The sequence below is a fragment of the Pseudomonas sp. P4_D7 genome, from assembly GCF_056401755.1.
Genome location: NZ_JBFUIR010000007.1, coordinates 1 through 24,026, shown reverse-complemented (window position 1 = coordinate 24,026; position 24,026 = coordinate 1). Strand labels below are relative to the sequence as shown.

The 24,026-nt window shown below is 59.7% G+C and carries 22 protein-coding genes; 16 read left to right on the top strand and 6 right to left on the bottom strand.

What is annotated here, in order from left to right; all coding sequences use genetic code 11:
• Positions 1-72 precede the first annotated feature (72 nt).
• The 7 genes from AC1DVF_RS07085 to AC1DVF_RS07055 all read left to right on the top strand — a co-directional run bounded on the left by AC1DVF_RS07085 (position 73) and on the right by AC1DVF_RS07055 (position 8,432).
• Positions 73-1,431 (top strand): glutamine synthetase family protein, encoded by a 1,359-nt coding sequence (locus tag AC1DVF_RS07085; protein WP_099757459.1) that lies wholly within the window; start codon positions 73-75, stop codon positions 1,429-1,431.
• 56 nt (positions 1,432-1,487) lie between these two features.
• Positions 1,488-2,852: an aspartate aminotransferase family protein gene (locus tag AC1DVF_RS07080; protein WP_093429776.1), complete on the top strand. Its 1,365-nt coding sequence runs from the start codon at positions 1,488-1,490 to the stop codon at positions 2,850-2,852.
• Positions 2,853-3,023: 171 nt separating this feature from the next.
• Positions 3,024-4,133: a polyamine ABC transporter substrate-binding protein gene (locus AC1DVF_RS07075; protein WP_099757458.1), complete on the top strand. Its 1,110-nt coding sequence runs from the start codon at positions 3,024-3,026 to the stop codon at positions 4,131-4,133.
• A gap of 187 nt (positions 4,134-4,320) precedes the next feature.
• Positions 4,321-5,418, top strand: a complete 1,098-nt coding sequence (locus AC1DVF_RS07070) for a polyamine ABC transporter substrate-binding protein (RefSeq protein WP_099757457.1) — start codon at positions 4,321-4,323, stop codon at positions 5,416-5,418.
• Positions 5,419-5,485: 67 nt separating this feature from the next.
• Positions 5,486-6,628, top strand: a complete 1,143-nt coding sequence (locus AC1DVF_RS07065; protein WP_034151965.1) for an ABC transporter ATP-binding protein — start codon at positions 5,486-5,488, stop codon at positions 6,626-6,628.
• Positions 6,629-6,663: 35 nt separating this feature from the next.
• Positions 6,664-7,545: an ABC transporter permease subunit gene (locus tag AC1DVF_RS07060; protein WP_257358657.1), complete on the top strand. Its 882-nt coding sequence runs from the start codon at positions 6,664-6,666 to the stop codon at positions 7,543-7,545.
• Positions 7,542-8,432, top strand: a complete 891-nt coding sequence (locus AC1DVF_RS07055; protein WP_093429780.1) for an ABC transporter permease subunit — start codon at positions 7,542-7,544, stop codon at positions 8,430-8,432. Before AC1DVF_RS07060 ends, AC1DVF_RS07055 begins: the two co-directional genes overlap by 4 nt.
• A 149-nt stretch (positions 8,433-8,581) precedes the next feature.
• Here AC1DVF_RS07055 and AC1DVF_RS07050 read toward each other — a convergent pair whose 3' ends face one another.
• Entirely contained in the window at positions 8,582-9,220 is a 639-nt protein-coding gene (locus tag AC1DVF_RS07050; RefSeq protein WP_093429781.1) for an HD domain-containing protein, read from the bottom strand.
• A gap of 152 nt (positions 9,221-9,372) precedes the next feature.
• Here AC1DVF_RS07050 and AC1DVF_RS07045 point away from each other — a divergent pair, with 152 nt between their 5' ends.
• Positions 9,373-10,338, top strand: a complete 966-nt coding sequence (locus tag AC1DVF_RS07045) for a GlxA family transcriptional regulator (RefSeq protein ID WP_116254292.1) — start codon at positions 9,373-9,375, stop codon at positions 10,336-10,338.
• Positions 10,339-10,540: 202 nt separating this feature from the next.
• On the opposite strand, the gene AC1DVF_RS07040 is transcribed toward AC1DVF_RS07045, so the two are convergent.
• Positions 10,541-12,952, bottom strand: coding sequence for a penicillin acylase family protein (locus AC1DVF_RS07040; RefSeq protein WP_477782267.1), 2,412 nt, complete (start codon positions 12,950-12,952; stop codon positions 10,541-10,543).
• 102 nt (positions 12,953-13,054) lie between these two features.
• Positions 13,055-13,633, bottom strand: coding sequence for a DUF6436 domain-containing protein (locus AC1DVF_RS07035; RefSeq protein WP_460130376.1), 579 nt, complete (start codon positions 13,631-13,633; stop codon positions 13,055-13,057).
• A 99-nt stretch (positions 13,634-13,732) separates the two neighbouring features.
• On the opposite strand from AC1DVF_RS07035, the gene bipL reads away from it, so the two are divergent.
• A complete protein-coding gene (bipL, locus tag AC1DVF_RS07030) occupies positions 13,733-14,680 on the top strand; it encodes a phospholipase BipL (RefSeq protein WP_093429785.1) in 948 nt (315 codons plus the stop codon).
• 132 nt (positions 14,681-14,812) lie between these two features.
• Here the strand turns inward: bipL and AC1DVF_RS07025 are convergent, their stop codons facing one another.
• Entirely contained in the window at positions 14,813-15,544 is a 732-nt protein-coding gene (locus tag AC1DVF_RS07025) for a DUF2059 domain-containing protein (RefSeq protein ID WP_093429786.1), read from the bottom strand.
• 108 nt (positions 15,545-15,652) lie between these two features.
• Here AC1DVF_RS07025 and AC1DVF_RS07020 point away from each other — a divergent pair, with 108 nt between their 5' ends.
• Both AC1DVF_RS07020 and AC1DVF_RS07015 read left to right on the top strand, forming a co-directional pair.
• Entirely contained in the window at positions 15,653-16,285 is a 633-nt protein-coding gene (locus tag AC1DVF_RS07020; protein WP_093429787.1) for a 2OG-Fe(II) oxygenase, read from the top strand.
• 1 nt (position 16,286) lies between these two features.
• The gene (locus AC1DVF_RS07015; RefSeq protein ID WP_477782266.1) at positions 16,287-16,772 is read left to right on the top strand and encodes a 2-thiouracil desulfurase family protein; all 486 of its coding nucleotides are present in this window, start codon (positions 16,287-16,289) and stop codon (positions 16,770-16,772) included.
• Positions 16,773-17,026: 254 nt separating this feature from the next.
• Here the strand turns inward: AC1DVF_RS07015 and AC1DVF_RS07010 are convergent, their stop codons facing one another.
• Positions 17,027-17,590 carry a transporter substrate-binding domain-containing protein gene (locus tag AC1DVF_RS07010; protein WP_093429789.1) on the bottom strand — a complete coding sequence of 188 codons (564 nt, stop codon included), beginning with the start codon at positions 17,588-17,590 and terminating at the stop codon, positions 17,027-17,029.
• A gap of 135 nt (positions 17,591-17,725) precedes the next feature.
• Between AC1DVF_RS07010 and AC1DVF_RS07005 the strand changes: the two genes are divergently transcribed.
• Positions 17,726-18,151: a DUF4399 domain-containing protein gene (locus tag AC1DVF_RS07005; RefSeq protein WP_093429790.1), complete on the top strand. Its 426-nt coding sequence runs from the start codon at positions 17,726-17,728 to the stop codon at positions 18,149-18,151.
• Positions 18,152-18,213: 62 nt separating this feature from the next.
• Here AC1DVF_RS07005 and serA read toward each other — a convergent pair whose 3' ends face one another.
• Positions 18,214-19,443: a phosphoglycerate dehydrogenase gene (gene serA, locus AC1DVF_RS07000; protein ID WP_008085296.1), complete on the bottom strand. Its 1,230-nt coding sequence runs from the start codon at positions 19,441-19,443 to the stop codon at positions 18,214-18,216.
• 206 nt (positions 19,444-19,649) lie between these two features.
• Here serA and AC1DVF_RS06995 point away from each other — a divergent pair, with 206 nt between their 5' ends.
• From AC1DVF_RS06995 to AC1DVF_RS06980, 4 genes are all read left to right on the top strand, one after another.
• Complete coding sequence (locus AC1DVF_RS06995; RefSeq protein WP_026000500.1) at positions 19,650-21,044, top strand: FAD-binding oxidoreductase; 1,395 nt, start codon at positions 19,650-19,652, stop codon at positions 21,042-21,044.
• A 41-nt stretch (positions 21,045-21,085) separates the two neighbouring features.
• Positions 21,086-21,751, top strand: a complete 666-nt coding sequence (locus AC1DVF_RS06990) for a fumarylacetoacetate hydrolase family protein (protein ID WP_093429791.1) — start codon at positions 21,086-21,088, stop codon at positions 21,749-21,751.
• A gap of 268 nt (positions 21,752-22,019) precedes the next feature.
• Positions 22,020-22,943 carry an SdiA-regulated domain-containing protein gene (locus AC1DVF_RS06985; protein WP_257356566.1) on the top strand — a complete coding sequence of 308 codons (924 nt, stop codon included), beginning with the start codon at positions 22,020-22,022 and terminating at the stop codon, positions 22,941-22,943.
• A gap of 115 nt (positions 22,944-23,058) precedes the next feature.
• Positions 23,059-23,976, top strand: a complete 918-nt coding sequence (locus AC1DVF_RS06980; RefSeq protein ID WP_257356565.1) for an SdiA-regulated domain-containing protein — start codon at positions 23,059-23,061, stop codon at positions 23,974-23,976.
• The last annotated feature ends 50 nt before the right edge of the window (positions 23,977-24,026 follow it).

The window sequence follows — 24,026 nt, the reverse complement described above, 5'->3', positions numbered from 1 at the left end:
CCCTTTAACGCGACGCTCAAAGCGTCAAACTTTGCCTGACATCCTGTCAGGAGACTCAGCCCAGAGGCATTTATGAGTAACAACCTCGACCAGCTCACCGATTGGTTGAAAGACCACAAGATCACAGAAGTCGAATGCATGATCGCCGACTTGACCGGTATCACCCGGGGCAAGATCTCGCCGACCAACAAGTTCATCGCCGAAAAAGGCATGCGCCTGCCAGAAAGCGTGCTGTTGCAGACCGTGACCGGCGACTACGTCGAAGACGACATCTATTACGAACTGCTCGACCCGGCCGACATCGACATGATCTGCCGCCCCGACCAGAACGCCGTGTACCTGGTGCCGTGGGCCATCGAGCCAACTGCTCAAGTGATCCACGACACCTACGACAAGCAGGGCAACCCGATCGAGCTGTCGCCGCGCAACGTCCTCAAGAAAGTTCTCAAGCTCTATGCCGACAAGGGCTGGCAGCCGATCGTCGCGCCGGAAATGGAGTTCTACCTGACCAAGCGCAGCGACGACCCTGACTATCCGTTGCAGCCTCCGATTGGCCGCTCGGGCCGTCCGGAAATCGGTCGTCAGTCGTTCTCCATTGAAGCGGCGAACGAATTCGATCCGCTGTTCGAAGATGTCTACGACTGGTGCGAACTGCAGGAGCTGGACCTCGACACGCTGATCCACGAAGACGGCACGGCGCAGATGGAAATCAACTTCCGTCACGGTGACGCACTGTCGCTGGCCGACCAGATTCTGGTGTTCAAGCGCACCATGCGTGAAGCAGCACTCAAGCACGACGTGGCCGCGACTTTCATGGCCAAGCCAATGACCGGCGAGCCGGGCAGCGCGATGCATTTGCACCAAAGCATCATCGACATCGAAACCGGCAAAAACGTCTTCTCCAATGAAGACGGAACCATGAGCCAGTTGTTCCTGCACCACATCGGTGGCCTGCAGAAATTGATCCCGGAATTGCTGCCGCTGTTCGCACCCAACGTCAACTCGTTCCGCCGCTTCCTGCCGGATACCTCGGCACCGGTGAACGTGGAGTGGGGCGAAGAGAACCGCACCGTGGGCCTGCGCGTACCCGATGCCGGCCCGCAGAACCGCCGTGTGGAAAACCGCTTGCCGGGCGCCGACGCCAACCCGTACCTGGCGATTGCCGCGAGCCTGCTCTGCGGCTACATCGGCATGATCGAAGGCCTGAACCCGAGCGCGCCGGTGGTGGGCCGTGGTTATGAGCGCCGCAACCTGCGCCTGCCACTGACCATCGAAGACGCACTGGAACGTATGGAAAACAGCGCGACCATCGAGAAGTACCTGGGCAAAACCTTCATCACTGGCTACGTCGCGGTAAAACGGGCCGAGCATGAAAACTTCAAGCGCGTGATCAGTTCCTGGGAGCGTGAGTACCTGCTCTTCGCCGTCTGATACGCCGGGCGCGGCTGGCAGCAGCCGCGCCTTCACCGATAACAAGGAGAATTGGCATGACCAGCAACAACCCGCAAACCCGCGAGTGGCAAGCACTCAGCAATGATCACCACCTGGCCCCGTTCAGCGACTTCAAGCAACTGAAAGAGAAGGGCCCGCGGATCATTACCAACGCCAAGGGCGTTTACCTGTGGGACAGCGAAGGCAACAAGATTCTCGACGGCATGGCTGGTCTGTGGTGCGTGGCTATCGGTTATGGTCGTGATGAGCTGGCCGATGCGGCCGCCAAACAAATGCGCGAACTGCCGTACTACAACCTGTTCTTCCAGACCGCGCACCCGCCGGCACTGGAACTGGCCAAGGCGATTGCCGACGTGGCACCGGAAGGCATGAACCACGTGTTCTTCACCGGCTCTGGCTCCGAAGGCAACGACACCATGCTGCGTATGGTTCGCCACTACTGGGCGATCAAAGGCCAGCCGAACAAGAAAGTCATCATCAGCCGCAAGAACGGTTATCACGGTTCGACCGTAGCCGGCGCGAGCCTCGGTGGCATGACGTATATGCACGAACAAGGCGACTTGCCGATCCCGGGCATCGTTCATATCGCGCAGCCGTACTGGTTCGCTGAGGGTGGCGACATGTCCCCGGAAGAGTTCGGTATCTGGGCGGCCAACCAGCTGGAAGAGAAGATTCTCGAAGTCGGCGTCGACAACGTCGGTGCCTTTATTGCCGAGCCGATCCAGGGCGCCGGCGGCGTGATCATTCCGCCAGACAGCTACTGGCCGCGCATCAAGGAAATCCTCGCCAAGTACGACATCCTCTTCGTCGCCGACGAAGTGATTTGTGGTTTCGGCCGTACCGGTGAGTGGTTCGGTAGCGATTTCTACGACCTTGCGCCCGACATGATGACCATCGCCAAAGGCCTGACTTCCGGCTACATCCCGATGGGTGGCCTGATCGTTCGCGACTCCGTTGTGGCGGTGCTCAACGAAGGCGGCGATTTCAACCACGGCTTTACTTACTCCGGTCACCCGGTGGCAGCAGCGGTGGGCCTGGAAAACATCCGCATTCTGCGCGACGAAAAAATTATCGAGAACGCCCGCAACGAAACGGCACCGTATTTGCAGAAACGTCTGCGGGAACTGAGCGATCACCCGTTGGTGGGTGAAGTTCGCGGGGTTGGTCTGTTGGGCGCGATCGAGCTGGTGCAGGACAAGGCCACGCGCAAGCGTTATGAAGGCAAGGGCGTCGGCATGATCTGCCGCCAGTTCTGCTTCGACAATGGCCTGATCATGCGTGCTGTGGGCGACACCATGATCATCGCGCCGCCGCTGGTGATCAGCAAAGCCGAGATCGATGAGCTGGTGACCAAGGCACGCAAGTGTCTGGACCTGACCCTCAGTGCGTTGCAAGGCTAAGTGCTAGGCTCTGAGCGGGGGAGCTGCGGCGCTCTCGCTCAAAGCTGTCAGAAAGGCCGGTCTTTTCTTGAAAGACCGCCTCGGATCTTGCCAGACTAACCGCGGTTCCAGTTGTCCGGGTTCGGCCGCTGAACAAAGTGGTTCAAAAAAGAAAAATTTGGAGCATGACGCATGAAGGCATTAGGTAAAAAGCTTGCTGGCAAGACACTTCTCGCGCTGTCCGTGGCGGGCATGATGGCGGGTGCGGTTCACGCGGACGACAAAGTACTGCACGTCTACAACTGGTCCGATTACATCGCGCCGGACACCATCGCCAACTTCGAGAAAGAGTCGGGGATCAAGGTGGTCTACGACGTATTCGACAGTAACGAAACCCTGGAAGCCAAACTGCTCGCGGGCAAGTCCGGCTATGACGTGGTCGTACCGTCGAACAACTTCCTGGCCAAGCAGATCAAGGCTGGCGTTTACCAGGAGCTGGACCAGTCCAAGCTGCCTAACTGGAAGAACCTCAACCAGGACCTGCTCAAGGCCGTGTCGGTCAGCGACCCGGGCAACAAGCACGCCTTCCCGTACATGTGGGGCTCGATCGGCATCGGTTACAACGCGGAGAAGGTCAAGGCTGCGCTGGGCGTCGACACCATCGATTCGTGGGACGTGCTGCTCAAGCCGGAGAACATCGCCAAACTCAAGGGCTGCGGCGTGAGCTTCCTCGATTCGCCGACCGAAATGCTCCCGGTCGCGCTGCACTACCTGGGCCTGCCAACCGACAGCCAGAAGAAAGAAGACATCAAGAAAGCCGAGGAACTGTTCCTCAAGATTCGTCCTTCGATCACCTACTTCCACTCCTCCAAGTACATCTCGGACCTGGCCAACGGCAACATCTGCGTAGCGGTCGGCTACTCGGGTGACGTGCAGCAGGCCAAGTCGCGTGCCGCCGAGGCCGGTGACAAGGTGAAAGTCAGCTACGCCATTCCGAAAGAAGGCGCGGGCAGCTTCTTCGACATGGTCGCCATCCCTAAAGATGCCGAAAACGTTGAAGGCGCCTACAAGTTCATGACCTTCCTGCAGAAGCCTGAAGTCATGGCCGGCATCACCAACGCCGTACGTTTCCCGAACGGTAACGCCGCTGCAACCGCACTGGTGGAAAAAGACATCACCAGCGATCCAGGCATCTACCCGCCAGCCGACGTGCAGGCCAAGTTGTATGCGATCGCCGACTTGCCGGCAGCGACCCAGCGTGAAATGACCCGCAGCTGGACCAAGATCAAATCCGGTAAATAAGCCGGTTTGAAGCAGCAACCGCTGGCCGTCGTCCCCGCGAGGGCGGCCAGCGGATCAATTAAATGACAGGAAGTTTTGCAGGAACGGTTTTTCGAGGGTAAGTTGCGCGCCGGTTTTGTTGCCGGGCAGCCATGGCTGTCATGCAGTGCGGGGCAACTTGGGCCCAACTAATTTAGAGGACCTCCACTTGCCTATTTTTTCTTCTTTGCGCAAAGCCCTGCTGGCCACTGCCGGCCTGACGATCGCCGTCGGAGCCCAGGCCGCCGGTACGGTACATATTTATAACTGGTCCGATTACATCGGCGAGACCACGCTGGCCGATTTCCAGAAAGAAACCGGGATCAAACCGGTCTACGACGTCTTTGACTCCAACGAAACCCTGGAAGGCAAGCTGCTGGCCGGGCGTACCGGTTACGACGTGGTCGTGCCGTCGAACCACTTCCTTGGCAAGCAGATCAAGGCTGGCGCGTTCCAGAAACTCGACAAGTCGCAGCTGCCCAACTATGCCAACCTCGACCCGGTGCTGCTCAAGCGTCTGGAGCAAAACGATCCGGGCAACCTGTACGCCGTGCCGTACCTGTGGGGCACCAACGGCATCGGTTACAACGTCGACAAGGTCAAGGCAGTGCTCGGTATCGACAAGATCGATTCCTGGAGCGTGCTGTTCGAACCCGAGAACATCAAGAAGCTGCACAGCTGCGGCGTCGCGTTCCTCGATTCGGCGGATGAAATGATGCCGACCGTGCTCAACTACATGGGCCTGAACGCCAACAGCACCAACACCAAGGATTACGAAAAGGCCACGGCCAAACTGCTCGCCGTGCGTCCGTACGTGACCTATTTCCACTCGTCCAAGTACATCGGCGACCTGGCCAACGGCGATATCTGCGTGGCCATCGGTTTCTCCGGAGACATCTTCCAGGCCAAGCACCGCGCCGAGGAAGCCAAGAAGGGCGTGAACATCGCGTACTCGATCCCGAAAGAAGGCGGCGCGCTGTGGTTCGACATGCTGGCGATTCCGAAGGATTCGTCCAACGTCAAAGAAGCCCACGCCTTCATCAACTATTTGCTGAAACCTGAGGTGATTGCCCAGGTCAGTGATTACGTCGGTTACGCCAACCCCAACCCGGGTTCGGACAAGCTGATGGAACAGTCCATTCGCACCGATGAAGCGGTTTATCCACCGCAAGCAGTACTCGACAAGACCTACGTGTCGACCGAGTTGCCGCCCAATATTCAACGTTTGATGACCCGCAGCTGGACCAAGGTCAAGTCGGGCAAGTAAGGCACAAACTATCCTGGGTTCGTCTGCATTGGGCGAACTGCATTGTTTTTTTCTGGGAGTTTCGTAAATGGCAGTTGCCTCCGGCGCCTATAAGAAAGCCCTCGAGGGCGACCAGACACCGAAACAGGTGTTGGTCAAAATCGACCGGGTCACGAAGAAGTTCGACGAGACGATTGCCGTGGACGATGTGTCCCTGGAAATCAAGAAGGGCGAGATCTTCGCCTTGCTCGGCGGTTCGGGATCGGGCAAATCCACTCTGCTGCGGATGCTGGCAGGGTTCGAACGGCCCACGGAGGGGCGGATTTTCCTCGACGGCGTCGACATCACCGACATGCCGCCGTACGAACGTCCGATCAACATGATGTTCCAGTCGTACGCCTTGTTCCCGCACATGACCGTGGCGCAGAACATCGCCTTCGGCCTGCAGCAGGACAAGATTCCCAAGGCCGAGGTCGATGCCCGTGTGGCCGAGATGCTCAAGCTGGTGCAGATGAGCCAGTACGCCAAGCGCAAGCCGCATCAATTGTCGGGCGGTCAGCGTCAGCGTGTGGCGCTGGCACGTTCGCTGGCCAAGCGGCCGAAGTTGCTGTTGCTCGATGAGCCGATGGGCGCATTGGACAAGAAACTGCGTTCGCAGATGCAGCTGGAACTGGTGGAAATCATCGAGCGCGTCGGCGTGACCTGCGTGATGGTGACCCACGACCAGGAAGAGGCCATGACCATGGCCGAGCGCATCGCGATCATGCACCTGGGCTGGATCGCCCAGATCGGCAGCCCGATCGACATCTACGAAACCCCGACCAGCCGTCTGGTCTGCGAATTCATCGGTAACGTCAACATCTTCGAAGGCGAAGTGATCGACGATGCCGAAGGCCACGCGACCATCACCTGCAAAGACCTCGACCGGCAGATCTACGTCGGCCACGGCATCAGCACCTCGGTGCAGGACAAGTCCGTGACCTACGCGATCCGCCCGGAGAAGCTGCTGGTCACCGCCGACCAGCCGACCTGCGAGTACAACTGGTCCAGCGGCAAGGTGCACGACATCGCCTACCTCGGCGGGCACTCGGTGTTCTACGTTGAATTGCCGAGCGGCAAACTGGTGCAGTCGTTTGTGGCCAACGCTGAACGTCGCGGCGCGCGTCCGACCTGGGGTGATCAGGTCTACGTGTGGTGGGAAGACGACAGCGGCGTGGTACTTCGCTCATGAACATGCGCAAATTCAAACGTCGCATCAACCGAATAATCCCCAATGGCCGGCAACTGGTCATCGGGGTTCCGTTCATCTGGCTGTTTCTGTTCTTCATGCTGCCGTTCTTCATCGTCCTGAAGATCAGTTTCGCCGAAGCCGACGTGGCCATTCCGCCGTACACCGAGATCTACACGTACGCCGAGCAGAAGCTGCAACTGCTGCTGAACCTGGGCAACTACGCGATGCTGGCGGGCGACGAGTTGTACATCGCCGCTTACCTCGGCTCGTTGAAGATGGCGTTCATCAGCACCGTCCTCTGCCTGCTGATCGGCTACCCGATGGCCTACGCCATCGCCACCGCCCGTAAAGAAATGCAAACGGTGTTGGTATTGCTGATCATGATGCCGACCTGGACCGCGATCCTGATCCGCGTTTACGCGTGGATGGGCATCCTCAGCAACAACGGTTTGCTCAACGGTTTTCTGATGAGCATGGGGTTCATCGACGAGCCGCTGCAAATCCTCAACACCAACCTCGCGGTGTACATCGGTGTTGTTTATTCGTACCTGCCGTTCATGATCCTGCCGCTGTACGCCAACCTGGTGAAGCACGACAACAGTCTGCTCGAAGCGGCATCGGACCTCGGCTCGAGTACTTTCAACAGCTTCTGGAAGATCACTATTCCGCTGTCCAAGAACGGCATCATTGCCGGCTGCATGCTGGTGTTCATCCCGGTGGTCGGTGAGTTCGTGATCCCGGAACTGCTTGGCGGTCCGGAAACCCTGATGATCGGCAAGGTGCTGTGGCAAGAGTTCTTCAACAACCGTGACTGGCCGGTAGCGTCCGCGCTGGCGGTGGTGATGCTGGCGATCCTGATTGTGCCGATCATTCTGTTCAACCGCAGTCAGGCCAAGGAAATGGAGGGTAAAGAATGAAGCGCTTCCGTTTCTCCAGCCTGATGCTGGTTCTGGGTTTGCTGTTCATCTACCTGCCGATGCTGATCCTGGTGATCTACTCGTTCAACGCCTCGAAACTGGTGACGGTGTGGGGCGGCTGGTCGATCAAGTGGTACGTCGGCCTGCTCGACAACACGCAACTGATGGGCTCGGTGCTGCGCTCGCTGGAAATCGCCTGCTACACCGCGGTCGCCGCGGTGGCGCTGGGTACGCTGGCAGCGTTCGTGCTGACCCGTATCACCCGCTTCAAGGGCCGCACGCTGTTCGGCGGTCTGGTCACAGCGCCGTTGGTGATGCCGGAAGTGATCACCGGTCTGTCGCTGTTGCTGCTGTTCGTGGCCATGGCGCAGATGATCGGCTGGCCGCAGGAACGTGGCATCGTCACCATCTGGATCGCCCACACCACATTCTGCGCGGCGTATGTGGCGGTAGTGGTGTCGGCGCGTCTGCGTGAGCTGGACCTGTCGATCGAAGAAGCGGCCATGGACCTCGGTGCACGGCCGTGGAAGGTGTTCTTCCTGATCACCATCCCGATGATCGCGCCGTCGCTGGCGGCGGGCGGCATGATGTCGTTCGCGCTGTCGCTGGATGACCTGGTGCTGGCGAGCTTCGTCTCTGGTCCGGGGTCGACGACCCTGCCGATGGAGGTGTTCTCGGCGGTACGTCTGGGTGTGAAACCCGAGATCAATGCCGTTGCCAGTCTGATTCTGCTGGCGGTGTCGATCGTGACCTTCATGGTCTGGTTCTTCAGCCGCCGTGCCGAAGAAGCGCGCAAGAAAGCCATCCAGCAAGCCATCGAAGAAAGCGCAGCCGATTCGTGGAAGCAGCCGGACGTGCGTCGCGCCCCGGCGCCGGAAGCGGCGTAAGCCAAATGGGGTTGATCACAAATCTGTGATCAACCCCAGTCCCTGTGGGAGCGAGCTTGCTCGCGAAGAGGGCGTGTCAGGCACTGAAATGTTGGCTGACCCACCGCATTCGCGAGCAAGCTCGCTCCCTCAGTTGTTTCTGGTGATATTCAAATCCAGGGAGATTGGCGGATGACTTCAACAAAGTTCATCGGCTTGAACCCCGGCTGCTGATCCTTCAGCACATCAGTCTTCACATTGCCAAACGTCGTCTGCGGACGATGGCGCAAGCCATCGGCAAACGCGCAGATGATGCACTCCTTGAAGCCTTCCCCGCGCGGGTGCGCATGCACCACCGCTTCGCGCTGCACAGTGCTGAACGCCGCGTAATCCATCCCCAGCACGTCCATTTCCACACCAGCGGTGACCAGCGCTACGGTCGGGCGCAGATGCTTGGGCACGCCCGGCGTGGTGTGCAGGGCAATCGACAGCCAGACCTGCTCGATGTCGTCATCGCTCAACCCGTACGGTTTGAGAAAAGCCGCCGCTGCGTTGGCACCGTCCACTTCGAAGCGCTCATCATCACTGCGGTGACCTTCGACCAGACCGAGGTCATGGAACATTGCGCCGACGTACAGCAGCTCCGGGTTGTAGGCCAGTTGCTGGCGCTCGCCGCTCAACGCGCCGAACAGAAAGACCCGGCGCGAGTGGTGGTAGAGCAGGTCGGATTCGATGTCGCGGATGTATTCGGTGGTGGCCCGGGCGAGGGCGCTGTCAGGGATTTTGATGCCGGCGATGGTTGTGGTCATGGCAAGTTTCCTCACTGAAACGCCGTTGTGGCGCTGATGGGGAAAGTCTGTTCCCGGCGCTGGAAGCGGACAATCGATGCATGGCTGCGATCCTTGCCAATCCACCTGCAAATCGTGCCAACTCGGGTCAGACCCAAAGGAGCTTTGCCGCCATGACCAAAACCGTCGCCATCGTCGTGTTCCCCGGCGTGCAGTCGCTGGACGTCAGCGGCCCGATGGATGTGTTCGCCGAGGCTAATCGCTTCCTGGCGCCCGAGGATCACTATCGGCTCGAAGTAATCGGCGTCGAGCACGGGCCGATGGCCTGTTCCAACGGTTTGACCCTGAATGCTCATCGGCATTTCAGCGAAGCACTCGACGCCTACGACCTGCTGCTGGTCGCCGGTGGGCCGCAACTGCCCTTCATGGATTTCGGCGCGACGTTCGACGGTTGGCTGCGCGGGGCCTGCGCACGGGCGCAGCGTTTCGGCTCGATCTGCAACGGCGCGTTTATGCTGGCGCGGGCCGGATTGCTGGAGGCGCGCACCGTCACCACCCACTGGAACGATGCCGAGGCGTTGGCGCAGTTGTGTCCGACAACGCAGGTTGAGGCCGATCGCTTGTATGTCGAGGACGGCACGCTCTACACCTCGGCCGGGGTCACGGCGGGGATTGACCTGTCGCTGTACCTGCTGGCCCGTGATCACGGTGCCGAAGTGGCGTTGAGCGTGGCCAAGCGGCTGGTGGTGTTCACCCAGCGTTCCGGTGGGCAGTCACAATTCAGCCCATTCCTCACACCGCACGCGGAGCCGACCTCGGCGGTGGCGATGGTGCAGTTGTATGTGCTGGCCAATCTCACGGGCGATCTGACGATTGCCGATCTGGCCAATGCGGCGAACATGAGTGCGCGCAATTTCTCGCGGGTGTTTGCCCGGGAAGCCAAAGTCACCCCGGCGGAGTTCGTCGAGCGGGCGCGGGTGGATGCGGCGCGGGTGATGCTGGAAAGCACGGCGGCGCCGTTGAAGACGGTGGCCTATCAGTGCGGGTTTCGGGATGCGCAGCATATGCGCGGGGTGTTCAACCGGCGGTTGGGGGTTACGCCGCAGCAGTTTCGGCTGAATTTTGCGGTAATGGTTTGAGCCTTACCCTCACCCCAGCCCTCCCGAAACGTCGGACCGCCCATAGGGAGAGGGCGCCGATTGGGGGATGTTGAGGAGATACGCCGACCTGAGTGAGCGGTTGTGAATCCATAATCGACACCGTTCTTTCAGGTCGATGTATGACAAAAGACACCTCGGTCAGTCCCCTCTCCCCCCGGGAGAGGGTTAGGGTGAGGGGCTTTTAAGGCGCTGCCCGCGCCGGCAACAACTTCAAGGTACTGCGCGTATTCGCTGTCACCTCTTCGGCATTGAAATGCGCCTGCACATACATCCCGTCAACATACGCCTCAGCCTGATCGTCATAGTGACTGTCAAACAGCACACCACTCTGACCGACCGGGTTGATCGTCAAGCCATGCGCCGGGTCAGCGAAATCCACCAACCGCCGCGTCGACGGCCCATAAGTCACCGGCCACGGCGCCGGGCCGATCCTCGCCGAGAGGTTGTTCGGCACCTCATGACTGCCCGGCGCGGCAAACGGCCCGACATTGAAAATCCGCTCCAGCGGTTTCTGTTGCCCCAACGGATGGCCGTGGGTCAGCGTGTGCGCCGCGCCCCATTTCCACTCGGCCGAATTGTCGCCGAGGGTCAGCTTCAGGTGCTGCATGCTCGCCGCCCACGCCGCGCGCACGACATCGGCACGGGTCTCCTTGTTCGCCGTGTTGCGGTTATCCCACCACGGTGAATCGGCGTTCGCCGCCAGCTTCGGCAACGCCGCATCGATCACCCGCGTCGACAGCAAGGTGTCGAAAAAATCATTGCCCAACTCATCACGCATCGCCGCATCGGCCAGGTCGTAGAGGAACTGGTTGAACAGCGTCGCACTGACCGAGTCCAGCGGATAGTCGCCCGGCCATTGCGCCAGTTGCTCGACCAGTTTCAGTTGCGCCGGATCGCTGACCACCTCGCGCAGCACCGGCAGCAATGGCGCCAGCAAGCGCGGGCCGTAGCCGGTGGCGGTGCCCAGTTGCAGTTTCTGGTTGGCTTCGTTGGTCCACTTCACGCTCTTGTCGCTGAGCTGACGATTCAGTTGCTGGCCGCGATCGGCGAGGTTGTAGTAACCAGGAATCTCCATGCCCGTCGGCGAGACGGGTTGGAAGTTGGCCGAGACGATATAACCGCGTGCCGGGTTCTCTTCCTGCGGGTTGGCGCTGAACGGGTAGAAGCCGTCCTTGTCCGCCTGATTGCTGCTGCCGTCGAGAATGAATTCCGGCCTCACCCCAGCGGGGCGCTTGGGCAGCAACGCTGAAGCCCACCAGGCGATATCGCCTTTGGCGTTGGCGTAGACGAGGTTCAGCCCCGGCGCCTGCACTTTCGCTGCTGCGGCGCGGGCCTTGGCCAGCGTGTCGGCGCGGTTGAGCTGGTAGAAGCCTTCGAGGATCGGGTTCGGCGTTTCGAGGAAGGCCCACCACATGGCGATCGGCGTTTTGCCGGCAGCGGTGCCGAGGGCATCATTGACGATCGGGCCGTGGGGCGATTGGCGCAGGGTGAGGGTGACCGGCGGCTGGCCCTTTACATTGATCTGCTGCTGCGTAACGACCATGTCGGTCCACTGGCCGCGATACCAGACCTGATTCGGATTACCCGGGTTGACCTTCTCGGCGATCAGGTCCAGATCGTCGTTCTGGAACATGGTCAGGCTCCAGCCGAAATCCAGGTTGTGTCCCAGAAACGCGAACGGCACCAGCGCCTGATGATGGCCGTACAGCTCGAAGCCCGGCGCCGACAATTGCGCCTCGTACCACACCGACGGCACCGAGAAGCGAATGTGCGGATCACCCGCCAGCAGAGGTTTGCCACTCTGGCTGCGGCTGCCGGCGATGACCCAGGCGTTGCTACCTTCGAACTGCGGCAGGCCATGGTCGATCAGCGCTTGTTCGCTGAGGCGGGCAAGGGCGTTGAGGTCTTTCCAGTCGCCGGCGGCGAGGACCGGCGCAGGTTTGGCGTGACCGTTGGCCAGCACACCATTGGGTTGCCAGTCGAGATCGAAGACCTTGAGGTAATCAGCGCCGAGTTGATCGCGCACATAGGTCAGCAACGGCTCGGTGCGAAACGCCGCCGCAAAGCTGTAGGCCATATAGCCGGCGACGCTGATGCTGTCTTCCGCGGTGAACGGTCGTTTGGGGATGCCCAGCACGTCAAACTCGATCGGTGCGGCGTGGGTGTCCTGATATTGGTTAATGCCATCCAGATAGGCTTGCAGGCCCTTCCACGCCGGTGACTGTTTATCGAGACTGGCGACGTAACTGGCCGCGCGTTCACGGATGCGCAGGCTGCGGAACAGTTTGTCGGTGTCGAGCAGTTTCGGCCCGAGTACTTCGGCCAGTTCGCCTCGAGCGAGGCGGCGCATGGCTTCCATCTGGAACAGGCGATCCTGGGCATGCACGTAGCCGAGGGCGCGGTAGAGGTCGGTTTCGTTCTCGGCGCGCAGGTGTGGCACGCCGCGCTCGTCGTAGCGCACGGTCACCGAACCTTGCAGGTTGCGCAGTTCAACCTGGCCCTGGCGTGTGGGTTGTTTGCTGTAGACATACCAGCCGACGCCGGCAAGCAGAACAACGATGAGCAAGCCAAGTACGGTGAACACGCGCTTCATGGTGACTCCTTGTGCAAGCGGGATTGCCGCCCGTCGGGCTGCAAACAATTAGCACAGACCTTCTGTGCCGTGCAGCGCTGTCCTTGAAAAGTCCGGAATGCCTTACGGCGTTTCCACCGGCCACGGGCAATAACAACCGACCGCCAGGGTGTGCGTGGCATTGACCGGGCGATCCTCCGTCAGGGCATTCAAAATCGGTTCGATAAAGCTGTTGCTGGAATTGCAGGTCAGGCCTTCGCTGTAGGGGCCGAAGTACGCCAGCTTACCGCTGCGGTCCCAGATCGCCACGGCCGGGCTGGCCGGAACCTGTTCGGAGCCGGGCAATATCGTGATGGTTTTCAGACTGCTGAGGGTCGTGGGCAACTGACCGTGGCTGCCGGTTTTCTGCACGGCGAAGAACTCCACGCCTTTGCCGCCAAACCGCTCGACCATCTCGGTCAGGTGCTGTTGATTGCCGACGTTGCACGGGCAGGCCGGGTCCCAGAAATGTACCAGGCGAATCTTGCCGGGACCGGCGAGGTTGTCCGGCAGGCGCAGCGGATCACCGGAAAATACCGCCGTGTGTTCGCTGAACGCGCGCAGATAACGCCCCTGAAACCAGTCGTACGCCGCCCACAGTACCCCGGCGCAAATCAGCGCGAGCAGGCTGGCAAACAGTGCGGAGCGGTAGGGCGAACGCATGGTTTTCGTTCCAGAAGAGGTGGGCTAGCTTGCCATGCTTGCTCCGACAGATGAATATCGCAGGCCGATAAAGTCTGTTTACCGCTTTGGAATTCCCGCATGCCTGCCACTTTCGACCCCGATCAAATCCGCGCCAGCCTCAAGCCTTTGGCCGAGTGGCAGCCGTTGTCGGACGAGGCCAAGGCTTACCAGCGCTTCTACCAGACCGACTTTCCCCATCGCGATGTCTGGCGTGGCATGGGCCGTTTCGAGGTCGATGGCTATGAAGTGGTCAGCCATTGCTGGTGGCCGGAGAAGGTCAAGGCGACGCTGTTTCTGCTGCACGGTTACTACGATCACACCGGGCTGTATCGGCATGTGATCGAGTGGGCGCTGGATCAAGACTTTGCGGTAATCGCGTGTGATTTGCCGGGGCATGGTCTGTCGAGCGGGCCGCGTGCGAGCATCCGCGATTTCTCTGAATACCAGGACGTCCTGCAAGCGTTGTTCGCCGAGGCGCAGTCGATCGCGTTGCCGCAGCCGTGGCACTTGTGCGGGCAAAGCACCGGCGGGGCGATTGTGGTTGATCACCTGCTCAACCATGGCGAAAACAGCCCGGCGCAAGGCCAGGTGATTTTGCTGGCGCCGCTGGTGCGTCCAAGGGCATGGGGCTGGTCGCAATTTAGTTATTACCTGCTCCGGCCTTTCGTTCGGGGTGTCACGCGACGCTTTAGCGAGAATTCCAATGACCCGGATTTCCTGCCGTTTCTCCAGGCCGATCCGTTGCAGCCACGGCGCTTGCCGACCAAATGGGTGGGCGCGCTGTCACGCTGGATCATCCGCGTCGAGCACGCGAAAAAAAGTCCGCGACGGCCGCTGATCATTCAGGGACAGGCGGACATGACGGTGGACTGGCAACACAATTTGCAGGTGATGAAGTGGAAGTTCGATCGACCGCAGATCCTGTTGCTGGCCGAGGCGCGGCATCATCTGGCGAATGAAACGGCGGAGATGCGGGAAGAGTATTTCGAGTTTCTGAGCAAGCGCATCAGGGGCCGGAATCTTTAGCGCCTGTGAGGGCCTCTTCGCGAGCAAGCTCGCTCCCACAGGGGGGGCGGGATGCTCACAAATTTTGTGTCCGCTGAAGATCCAATGTGGGAGTGAGCTTGCTCGCGAAGGCGGTTTGTCAGGCAACAAGGATCATTGCCCGACCGCCAACCCTGCGCGGATCGCCGCCAGTGCCGCTTGGTAATAAGCCTTGCCCTCAGTCGATTCGGCAAATGTCGCAAACTCTTCCAGCTCTTCATCCGACAAGTCGCGATACACGTAGAGCAGCGTGTTGTTGATGTCCGCGCCAATCTGATCCATCAAACGCTGGCGCTGACCATTGAGCATGCCCTGCGCCTGACCGCCACCGAGCAATCCCGGGATCATCGAACTCAAACTGTCCGCCGCCACGCCGGCAATCGCCAGGCTCACTTCGGCGCCGGCCTCACGCGCCGGCAAGGCCTGAGCGAGGTGGCCAATGATCAGCAGACGGCTGTCGCTGGCCTGCATCTTCGGCAAGCCCTTGGCATTTTTCGCCAGTTGATCGCGACGGGTGGCGAGCAATTCAGCCGCGACAATTTTCTTGCCCAGCGGCGATTGAAAGAAAGTCAGGGCCGGTTTTGGATCAGCGAGCTTCTGCCGCAGTTGCGCCTCGGCGCGTTGATCCACAGCTTGCGGGGCGAAGCGCTGGTTGCTGTTGTTCACCAGTGCCTGAAACACGGCGGGCGGCAGGCTGTTCTGGTAGCGCTGCTGCGCAGCAGTCAGGGCGTCATTGAAATGCGCACGTTGATCTGGCCAGCCGGCGACCTTGTACAACTGATCGTGGCCGTCCGCCCAGGCGGGCAAAACGCAGAACATCAACAGTGAAAAAAGCAAACGGCGCATAGGGACTCCTGTCAGCAGCGGACTATTCTCCGTGCGGTGCCGGTACTTGTCGAGAATTCGTAGCAAGCCGCCGCGTGGCTCTGTCGGATTTCTTGCCGCCGACATACTATGCGCGCCATGCAAATATCCTCTGAACACCCACTGCTGTTACGCATTGTCGATGACCTGGCCGAACACGGCTGGTCGCAGCAGAACATATTCCTGCCCGCCGGTTTGACCCGCGAGCTGGCGGCCGAGTGCCGTAAACGTGAGGCCGAGGGTGAGCTGGCGCCGGCGGCTGTCGGTCGCGGGCCGTTTTCAGAGATCCGCGAAGGGATTCGGGGCGACCACATTCAGTGGATCGACCCCGGCCAGGCCGAGGCCAGCGACCGTTATCTGAACTTGATGGAAAGCCTGCGTGAGGCGCTTAACCGTGGCCTGTTTCTCGGGCTTGAGGATTTTGAATGCCATTTCGCGCTGTATCCGCCGGGCGCGTTCTATCGCAGGCATGTCGACCGTTTTCGCGACGATGACAAACGCATGGTGTCAGTGGTGGTCTACCTCAATGATGCCTGGTTGCCGGAGGATGGCGGTCAATTGCGAATGTACCTGAGCGATGAGCGCGTGCACGACGTGCAGCCTACCGGCGGTTGCTTGGTGGTGTTCCTTTCCGGTGAAGTGCCTCATGAAGTGCTGCCGGCGAACCGCGAGCGCCTGTCGCTGACCGGCTGGTTCCGCCGCCGTGGCAACGAGCCGTTCTGAGATGGAAAAGATTCTGGTCAGCCGCTGCCTGTTGGGCCATCGCGTGCGTTACGACGGTGGCGCGAGCGGGCCGTTCGATCTGCTCGAACAGTGGATCGCTGAAGGGCGGGTGGTGCCGCTGTGTCCGGAGGTCGCTGGCGGATTGCCGACGCCACGGGCGGCGGCGGAGATTCCGGGCGGGCAGGGCGGTGAAGTGCTTGATGGTGTCGCGGCGGTGATCACCACTGAGGGCGAGGATGTCAGCGCGCAGTTTCTGGATGGTGCGCGGCAGGCGCTGGAGCTGGTGCAGAAGCACGGCATTCGCGTAGCAGTATTGAAAGCCAACAGTCCCTCCTGTGGAAACCTGCTGACCTATGACGGCACGTTCAGTGGCGTCAAAGTCAGTGGCGAAGGCGTGACGGCAGCATTGCTCAAGCGTCATGGTGTGCAGGTCTTCAGTGAAGTTGAACTGCCGCTAGCGGCGGTGGCTCTGGCTGCTTTGGATTGATCCTAAATCGTTGCCCTCACCCCAGCCCTCTCCCCGAGGGAGAGGGGGCCGACCGAAGTGTCTGGCGTTATTCATCGACCTGAAAGACCTTATCGACTATGGATTCGACACAGCCATGACTGATCGATTATGGCTTCGACAAAGCCATGACCAGTCGATTTCGGATTCGGTATAGCAATCCCAGGTCGGCGTACCTCTAAAGCATCCCCCAATCAGTCCCCTCTCTTTCTGGGAGAGGGCCAGGGTGAGGGGCTTTAAGGTTTCAACCACTTCTCAGTCAGCGCTGCCAAACGTCCATCCGCCTTGATCCGCTCCATCGCGCTCGCAAGGCTGGCCTGAAACGCCGGATTACCCTTCTGGAACGGAATCGCCAAATCCACCGGCGCTGCCGCTTTCGGCTTCTCTTCCGTAAGCGCCTGCACCAGCACCATCGGCCGTGGCTGCTCATCCTTCTTCGCCAGCAGCTGCGAATCGACCTTGCCGTACGGCTCGCTGAAGTCGAAACGATCCTTGAGTTCGGGTGTCAGTGCTATGTGGTTGAGCGCAACGTCGTACTTGCCGCTTTCAACGCCCTGGAGCAGGTCGGCTTCGTCAGTGACGATGAAGTCGGCGCGCACATCCAGCTCGTTGGCCAGCAGTTGCCCAAGCTCGACCTCGAACCCCGTGAGTGTGTCGCCATCCTTGAAATTGAAGGGCGGTGTATTAGCCTCAAGGGCAATGCGCAGCTCGCCACGGTCATTGACGTCATCAATCAGTTCGGCGTGAGCCAAAGGGCTCAGAAGGGGTAGCAGGCAGATCAGGCCAGGCAGAAAGCGCATGGTCACTCCTTTGAAATCATTATCGCGACGCTCTGAGTGAGGCTCGCTTTGCTATGGTTGTCGAGTGCCTTCGACAACGAATGGTCATGAAGTTGTCATGACCCTGCGGATTTTACGGAAAAACTGGAGAAGAAAATGAAAAGCTTTATGTCACGTGCAGCGCTGGCGGGTGTGCTGATGGGTGTTTCGGTGCTGGCCAGTGCGGCGACACCGGCCCCCAAAGGTGCCGAAGTGTTCATCGTTTCTCCCGAAGACGGGGCCACGGTTTCGCAGACCTTCACCGTCAAATTCGGTACCAAGGACGTCGCGCTGGCACCGGCCGGTGACGTCACCAAGAACACCGGTCACCATCACCTGCTGATCGACGTCGACAAGCTGCCGGCCGCTGGCGCACCGATTCCGAATGACGCCAACCACATGCACTTCGGTAAAGCGCAGACTCAGGCGGACGTCAAGTTGGCGCCGGGCAAGCACACTCTGCAGCTTGAACTGGGCGACAGCGGCCACATGCCGTTCGATCCACCCATCGTCTCGAAGAAAATCACCGTCAACGTCGAATAACGTTTCGGCGTGCATGAAAAAGGGAGCCCGAAGGCTCCCTTTTTTTGTCGCTCAACGCTTGATCAGAACAACACGCGGCTACGGATAGTGCCGTTGATGTGCTGCAGCTTCTCTTGCGCCAGATCCGAGTACTCGGCGTCGACGTCGATCACCACGTAGCCAACCTTCTCGTTGGTCTGCAGGAACTGACCGGAGATGTTGATGCCGTTTTCGGCGAAGACCTTGTTGATCTCGCTCATCACACCCGGGATGTTCTCGTGGATGTGCAGCAGGCGGTGCTTGCCAGGGTGAGCCGGCAGGGCCACTTCCGGGAAGTTCACCGACGAAACGGAGGTACCGTTGTCGCTGTACTTGACCAGTTTTTCTGCCACTTCCAGACCGATGTTGGCTTGTGCTTCGGCGGTCGAGCCACCGATGTGCGGGGTCAGGATCACGTTGTCGAGGCCACGCAGCGGGCTTTCGAACTCTTCGTCGTTGGAACGAGGCTCCACCGGGAATACGTCGATGGCCGCGCCGATCAGGTGCTTGTCCTTGATCGCGTCCGCCAGGGCGTCCAGTTCGACCACGGTGCCGCGCGCGGCGTTGATCAGGATGCCGCCCTTCTTGATGGCGCGGATTTCCTTCTCGCCGATCATCCACTGGGTCGCAGCGGTTTCCGGAACGTGCAGGGTGACGATGTCGGACATGCCCAGCAGCTCGGTCAGGCTACCGATCTGGGTCGCGTTGCCCAGTGGCAGCTTGGTCACGGTGTCATAGAAGTACACCTGCATGCCCAGACCTTCAGCCAGAACCGACAACTGCGTACCGATCGAGCCGTAGCCGACGATGCCGAGTTTCTTGCCACGGATCTCGAAGGAGTTGGCTGCGGATTTGATCCAGCCGCCACGGTGGCAGGAAGCGTTTTTCTCAGGGATGCCGCGCAGCAGCAGGATCGCTTCGGCCAGCACCAGCTCGGCGACGGAGCGAGTGTTGGAGTACGGCGCGTTGAACACGGCGATACCGCGCTCGCGGGCAGCACTCAGGTCAACCTGGTTGGTGCCGATGCAGAAACAGCCGACCGCTACCAGCTTCTTCGCGTGATCGAAGATCTCTTCGGTCAGTTGGGTGCGCGAACGAATGCCGATGAAGTGAGCGTCAGCGATCTTTTCCTTGAGCTGGGCTTCCGGCAAGGAACCTGTCAGGTATTCGATGCTGGTGTAGCCCGCCGCCTTGAGGACGTCGACAGCCGATTGGTGGACGCCTTCGAGAAGAAGGAACTTGATCTTGCTCTTATCGAGAGAAGTCTTGCTCATCTGCGTAAACCTGTATCCCGGAGAAAAATGGCAGGGAGGGGAGCAGCCTGGAGCTGACCCAAACGGCAGGAAAGCCGTTACCGCAGAACTGGCCTTGGGCACTGGCCTGCGGGGTCGGTATGCTAGCATAGCCTCCCCGCTAAACACTCATTCCTGCGACGTGAAGCGTTCTCAGGATGACCATGAATTGTTCGAGAGTTCTGTCGATGACCAATCCTGCCCTGATTGATGAACTGAAGACCCTGGTCGAGCCTGGCAAGGTCCTGACCGACGCCGACTCCCTGAATGCGTACGGCAAGGATTGGACCAAGCACTTCGCCCCGGCGCCAAGCGCCATCGTGTTTCCCAAGACCATCGAGCAGGTGCAGGCCGTGGTGCGTTGGGCCAACACCCACAAGATTGCGCTGGTGCCGTCGGGCGGGCGCACCGGGCTTTCCGCCGCTGCGGTGGCGGCCAACGGCGAAGTGGTCGTCTCCTTCGACTACATGAATCAGATTCTCGACGTTAACCTCACCGACCGCACTGCCGTGTGTCAGCCGGGTGTGGTCACCGAGCATTTGCAGAACGTTGCCGAAGAAAAAGGCTTGTACTACCCGGTCGACTTCGCCTCGGCAGGTTCCAGTCAGATTGGCGGCAATATCGGCACCAATGCCGGCGGAATCAAGGTGATTCGCTACGGCATGACCCGCAACTGGGTGGCCGGCATGAAAGTCGTCACCGGCAAGGGTGATGTGCTGGAACTGAACAAAGACCTGATCAAGAACGCCACCGGTTACGACCTGCGTCAGCTGTTCATTGGCGCTGAAGGCACGCTCGGTTTCGTCGTCGAAGCGACCATGCGCCTCGATCGTGCGCCGAAAAACCTCACCGCGATGGTTCTCGGCACCGCCGATTTCGACTCGATCATGCCGGTGCTGCACGCCTTCCAGGGCAAGCTCGACCTGACCGCGTTCGAATTCTTCTCCGATAAGGCTCTGGCCAAGGTCATGGGCCGTGGCGACGTACCGGCGCCATTCGAAACCGACTGCCCGTTCTATGCGTTGCTGGAGTTTGAAGCGACTACTGAAGAAGTGGCCAACAGCGCACTGGAAACCTTCGAGCACTGCGTCGAACAGGGCTGGGTGCTCGACGGCGTGATGAGCCAGAGTGAAACCCAGCTGCAGAACCTGTGGAAGCTGCGCGAGTACATCTCCGAAACCATCTCGCACTGGACGCCGTACAAGAACGACATCTCGGTCACCGTGTCGAAAGTACCGGCGTTCCTGAAGGAAATCGACGCGATCGTCGGCGAACACTATCCGGACTTCGAGATCGTCTGGTTCGGCCACATCGGCGACGGCAACCTGCACTTGAACATTCTCAAGCCGGATAACCTGAGCAAGGACGAGTTCTTCGCCAAATGCGCGACCGTCAACAAGTGGGTGTTCGAAACCGTCGAGAAGTACAACGGTTCGATCTCCGCCGAGCACGGCGTGGGCATGACCAAACGCGATTACTTGACCTACAGCCGCTCGCCGGTTGAGATCGAGTACATGAAAGCGGTGAAAGCGGTGTTCGACCCGAACGGCATCATGAACCCGGGCAAGATTTTTGCGGTTTGATCGACAATCTTTGATGAATCAATGAAGGCAGGAGTCGGTAAATGAGCTATCAGCACCAGTACGTCGACGGTACGCGCATTCACTTCCCGATCGGGAAAGTCGTGTGCATTGGCCGCAATTACGCCGAACACGCCAAGGAACTGGACAATCCGGTGCCTACCGAGCCGTTGCTGTTCATCAAACCGGGCAGTTGCGTGGTGCCGCTGGAAGGCGGTTTCAGCATTCCGACCGAGCGCGGTTCAGTGCACTACGAAGCGGAAATCGCCGTGTTGATCGGCAAGCCGTTGTCGACCAAGCCGAGCCGTGAAGAAGTGCTCGACGCCATCTCTGGTTTTGCCCCGGCACTGGATCTGACCCTGCGCGACAAACAGGCCGAGCTGAAAGCCAAGGGCCTGCCGTGGGAAATCGCCAAGTCGTTTGACGGCGCAGCGGTGATCGCCCCGTTCGTGGTTGGCAGCACCTTCGCTGACCTGACCGACATCGGCATTCGCCTGACCATCAACGGCGAAGTGCGCCAGGACGGCAACAGCAGCGCGATGCTCAACCCGATCGTGCCGATGATCCAGCACATGGCCGGCTGCTTCTCGCTGCAGGCCGGTGACGTGATCCTCACCGGCACGCCAGTGGGCGTTGGCCCGCTGAACGTTGGCGATGACATCGTCCTTGAACTGGTCGGCGCGAGCAGCTTCAACAGCAGCGTGCGCTAACCGCCACACTGCAAATCCCCTGTGGGAGCGAGCTTGCTCGCGAAAGCATTTTGTCAGTCAACAAAGATGTCGACTGACACTCTGCCTTCGCAAGCAAGCTCGCTCCCACATTGTTTTGTGCTGCCCTGAAGATCGCTGGCAACACACGGCAATCCCGCCATTTGCCGTTTTTTTCACATCCTGTACGGATAATTCCTCTCATTCTGGCGTCTGAGCCGGCCTCTTTGTGCTATTACCCATAGCCTGAATTTTCGGAACGCGTCCCTCGATGTCATCTCAAACTCAGCTCAAACCCACCCGCCGTTCACGTTTCGCCCTGCGCTGGTATGTCTGGCTGTTGCTGGTGCTTGCCGCCGCTTATGCCGTGGCGTTTGCCATGCATTGGGATGATCGCGGTGTGCTTTGGCTGCAGGAGCGCTTTGAAAGCCAGGCCGAGCAGAAGGAAAGCATCTGGCTGCCGGACTATCGGGTGGTCATCGATGCCAAACCGCTGAAGGGTATGGAGAAGGACGAGGCTTCGGATCTGGCTTACAACCCGCAGACCAAAACGCTGTTCTCGGTGATGGGCAAGAACCCGTTTCTCGCTGAACTGACGTTACAGGGCGATGTACTGCGCAAAATGCCGCTGGTGGGCTGGAGCAATCCGGAAGGCCTGACGATGATGGAAAACGGCTTGATGGCCATCGTCGACGAACGCCAGCACATGCTGTCGATCGTCAAAGTCGATGCCGATACTCGCGAGCTGAATATCGCCGACTTCCCGAAATACGACCTCGGCCCGTCGAAAGACCAGAACAAAGCCTTCGAAGCCATTACCTGGGATTCCCACAACCAGCAATTGCTGCTCGGTGAGGAGCGGCCACCGGCGCTGTTCACCTGGAAGAGCGACGGCAGCCAGACCCTCAAGGGCGACAAGCAGAAACTTGCCAGTGATGAACTGGATATTCGCAACCTCTCGGCCTTGGCGATTGACCCGCGCACTCAGCACACACTGGTGCTGTCCGCCGACTCGCATCTGCTGCTGGAACTGGACGAGAAGGGCGAACAGGTCAGCTTCATGACCCTGCTTGGCGGCTTCAATGGCCTGAAAAACACCATTCCCCGCGCCGAAGGCGTGACCATGGACGAGGCAGGTACGCTGTACATGGTCAGCGAGCCCAACCTGTTCTATCGCTTCGAAAAACAGAAATAGCAGCCTTCGGCAGCTCCTACAGGGGTTGGCTTGTGGTTTGAGGCAAGTGGCCATTAAGCTTCAGTTCAGACGGGCGTGGTATTTCATCCGCCTGTTTTGATCCCGAGCCTTCCACATGCGTCGACTTGCCCGCCCCAAGCCTCTGATTATCTTCCTGTCGGTGATTGCCCTGATCGCGTTGATTGCGATCGGTCAATACATGCGCCTGTTCGAGCGCGCCTGGTTTAACTTGCACACCCTGTGGCAACCGCAGAGTAGCGAGTCGATTGGGCTGGATCAGTATCGCGTGGAGATTGAGGCGCGGGTGATTGACGGGCTGGACGACGATGTTTCGGCGCTGACCTTCGATCCGGTGCGCAAAAGCCTGTTCACCGTGACCAACAAGAATTCCGAGCTGGTCGAACTGTCGCTTGAAGGCAAGATCCTGCGGCGCATTGCCCTGATTGGTTTTGGCGATCCCGAAGCCGTCGAGTACATCAGCGCCGACACCTACGTGATCACTGATGAGCGTCAGCAGCGACTGATCAAGATTCACTTGGAGGCAGGCACCACATTCCTCGACGCGGCGGACGCCGAGCAGATGACCCTCGGCGTGCATATGGCCAGCAACAAAGGTTTTGAAGGCCTGGCGTATGACTCGGTGGGCAAGCGTCTGTTTGTCGCGAAAGAGCGTAATCCGATGCTCATCTACGAAGTGCACGGTTTTCCGCACTTCAATCCGGAAAAGTCCTACGCGGTGCATGTGATCAACGACCCCAAGCGTGACGCCGGGATGTTTGTGCGCGATCTGTCGAGTTTGCAGTACGACGAGCGCAGCGGGCATTTGCTGGCACTGTCGGATGAGTCGCGGCTGATTCTGGAGCTCGATGTCGGCGGGCGCCCGTTGAGTACGATGTCCATCAGTGGCGGCCGGCAGGGTTTGAAGAAAACCGTGCCGCAGGCCGAAGGCATTGCGATGGATGATGACGGGACGTTGTATCTGGTGAGCGAGCCGAACCTGTTTTACGTCTTCAAAAAGCCAACCCCGAACTAACCAACACCACAAAACACTGTGGGAGCGAGCCTGCTCGCGAAGGCGTCGTG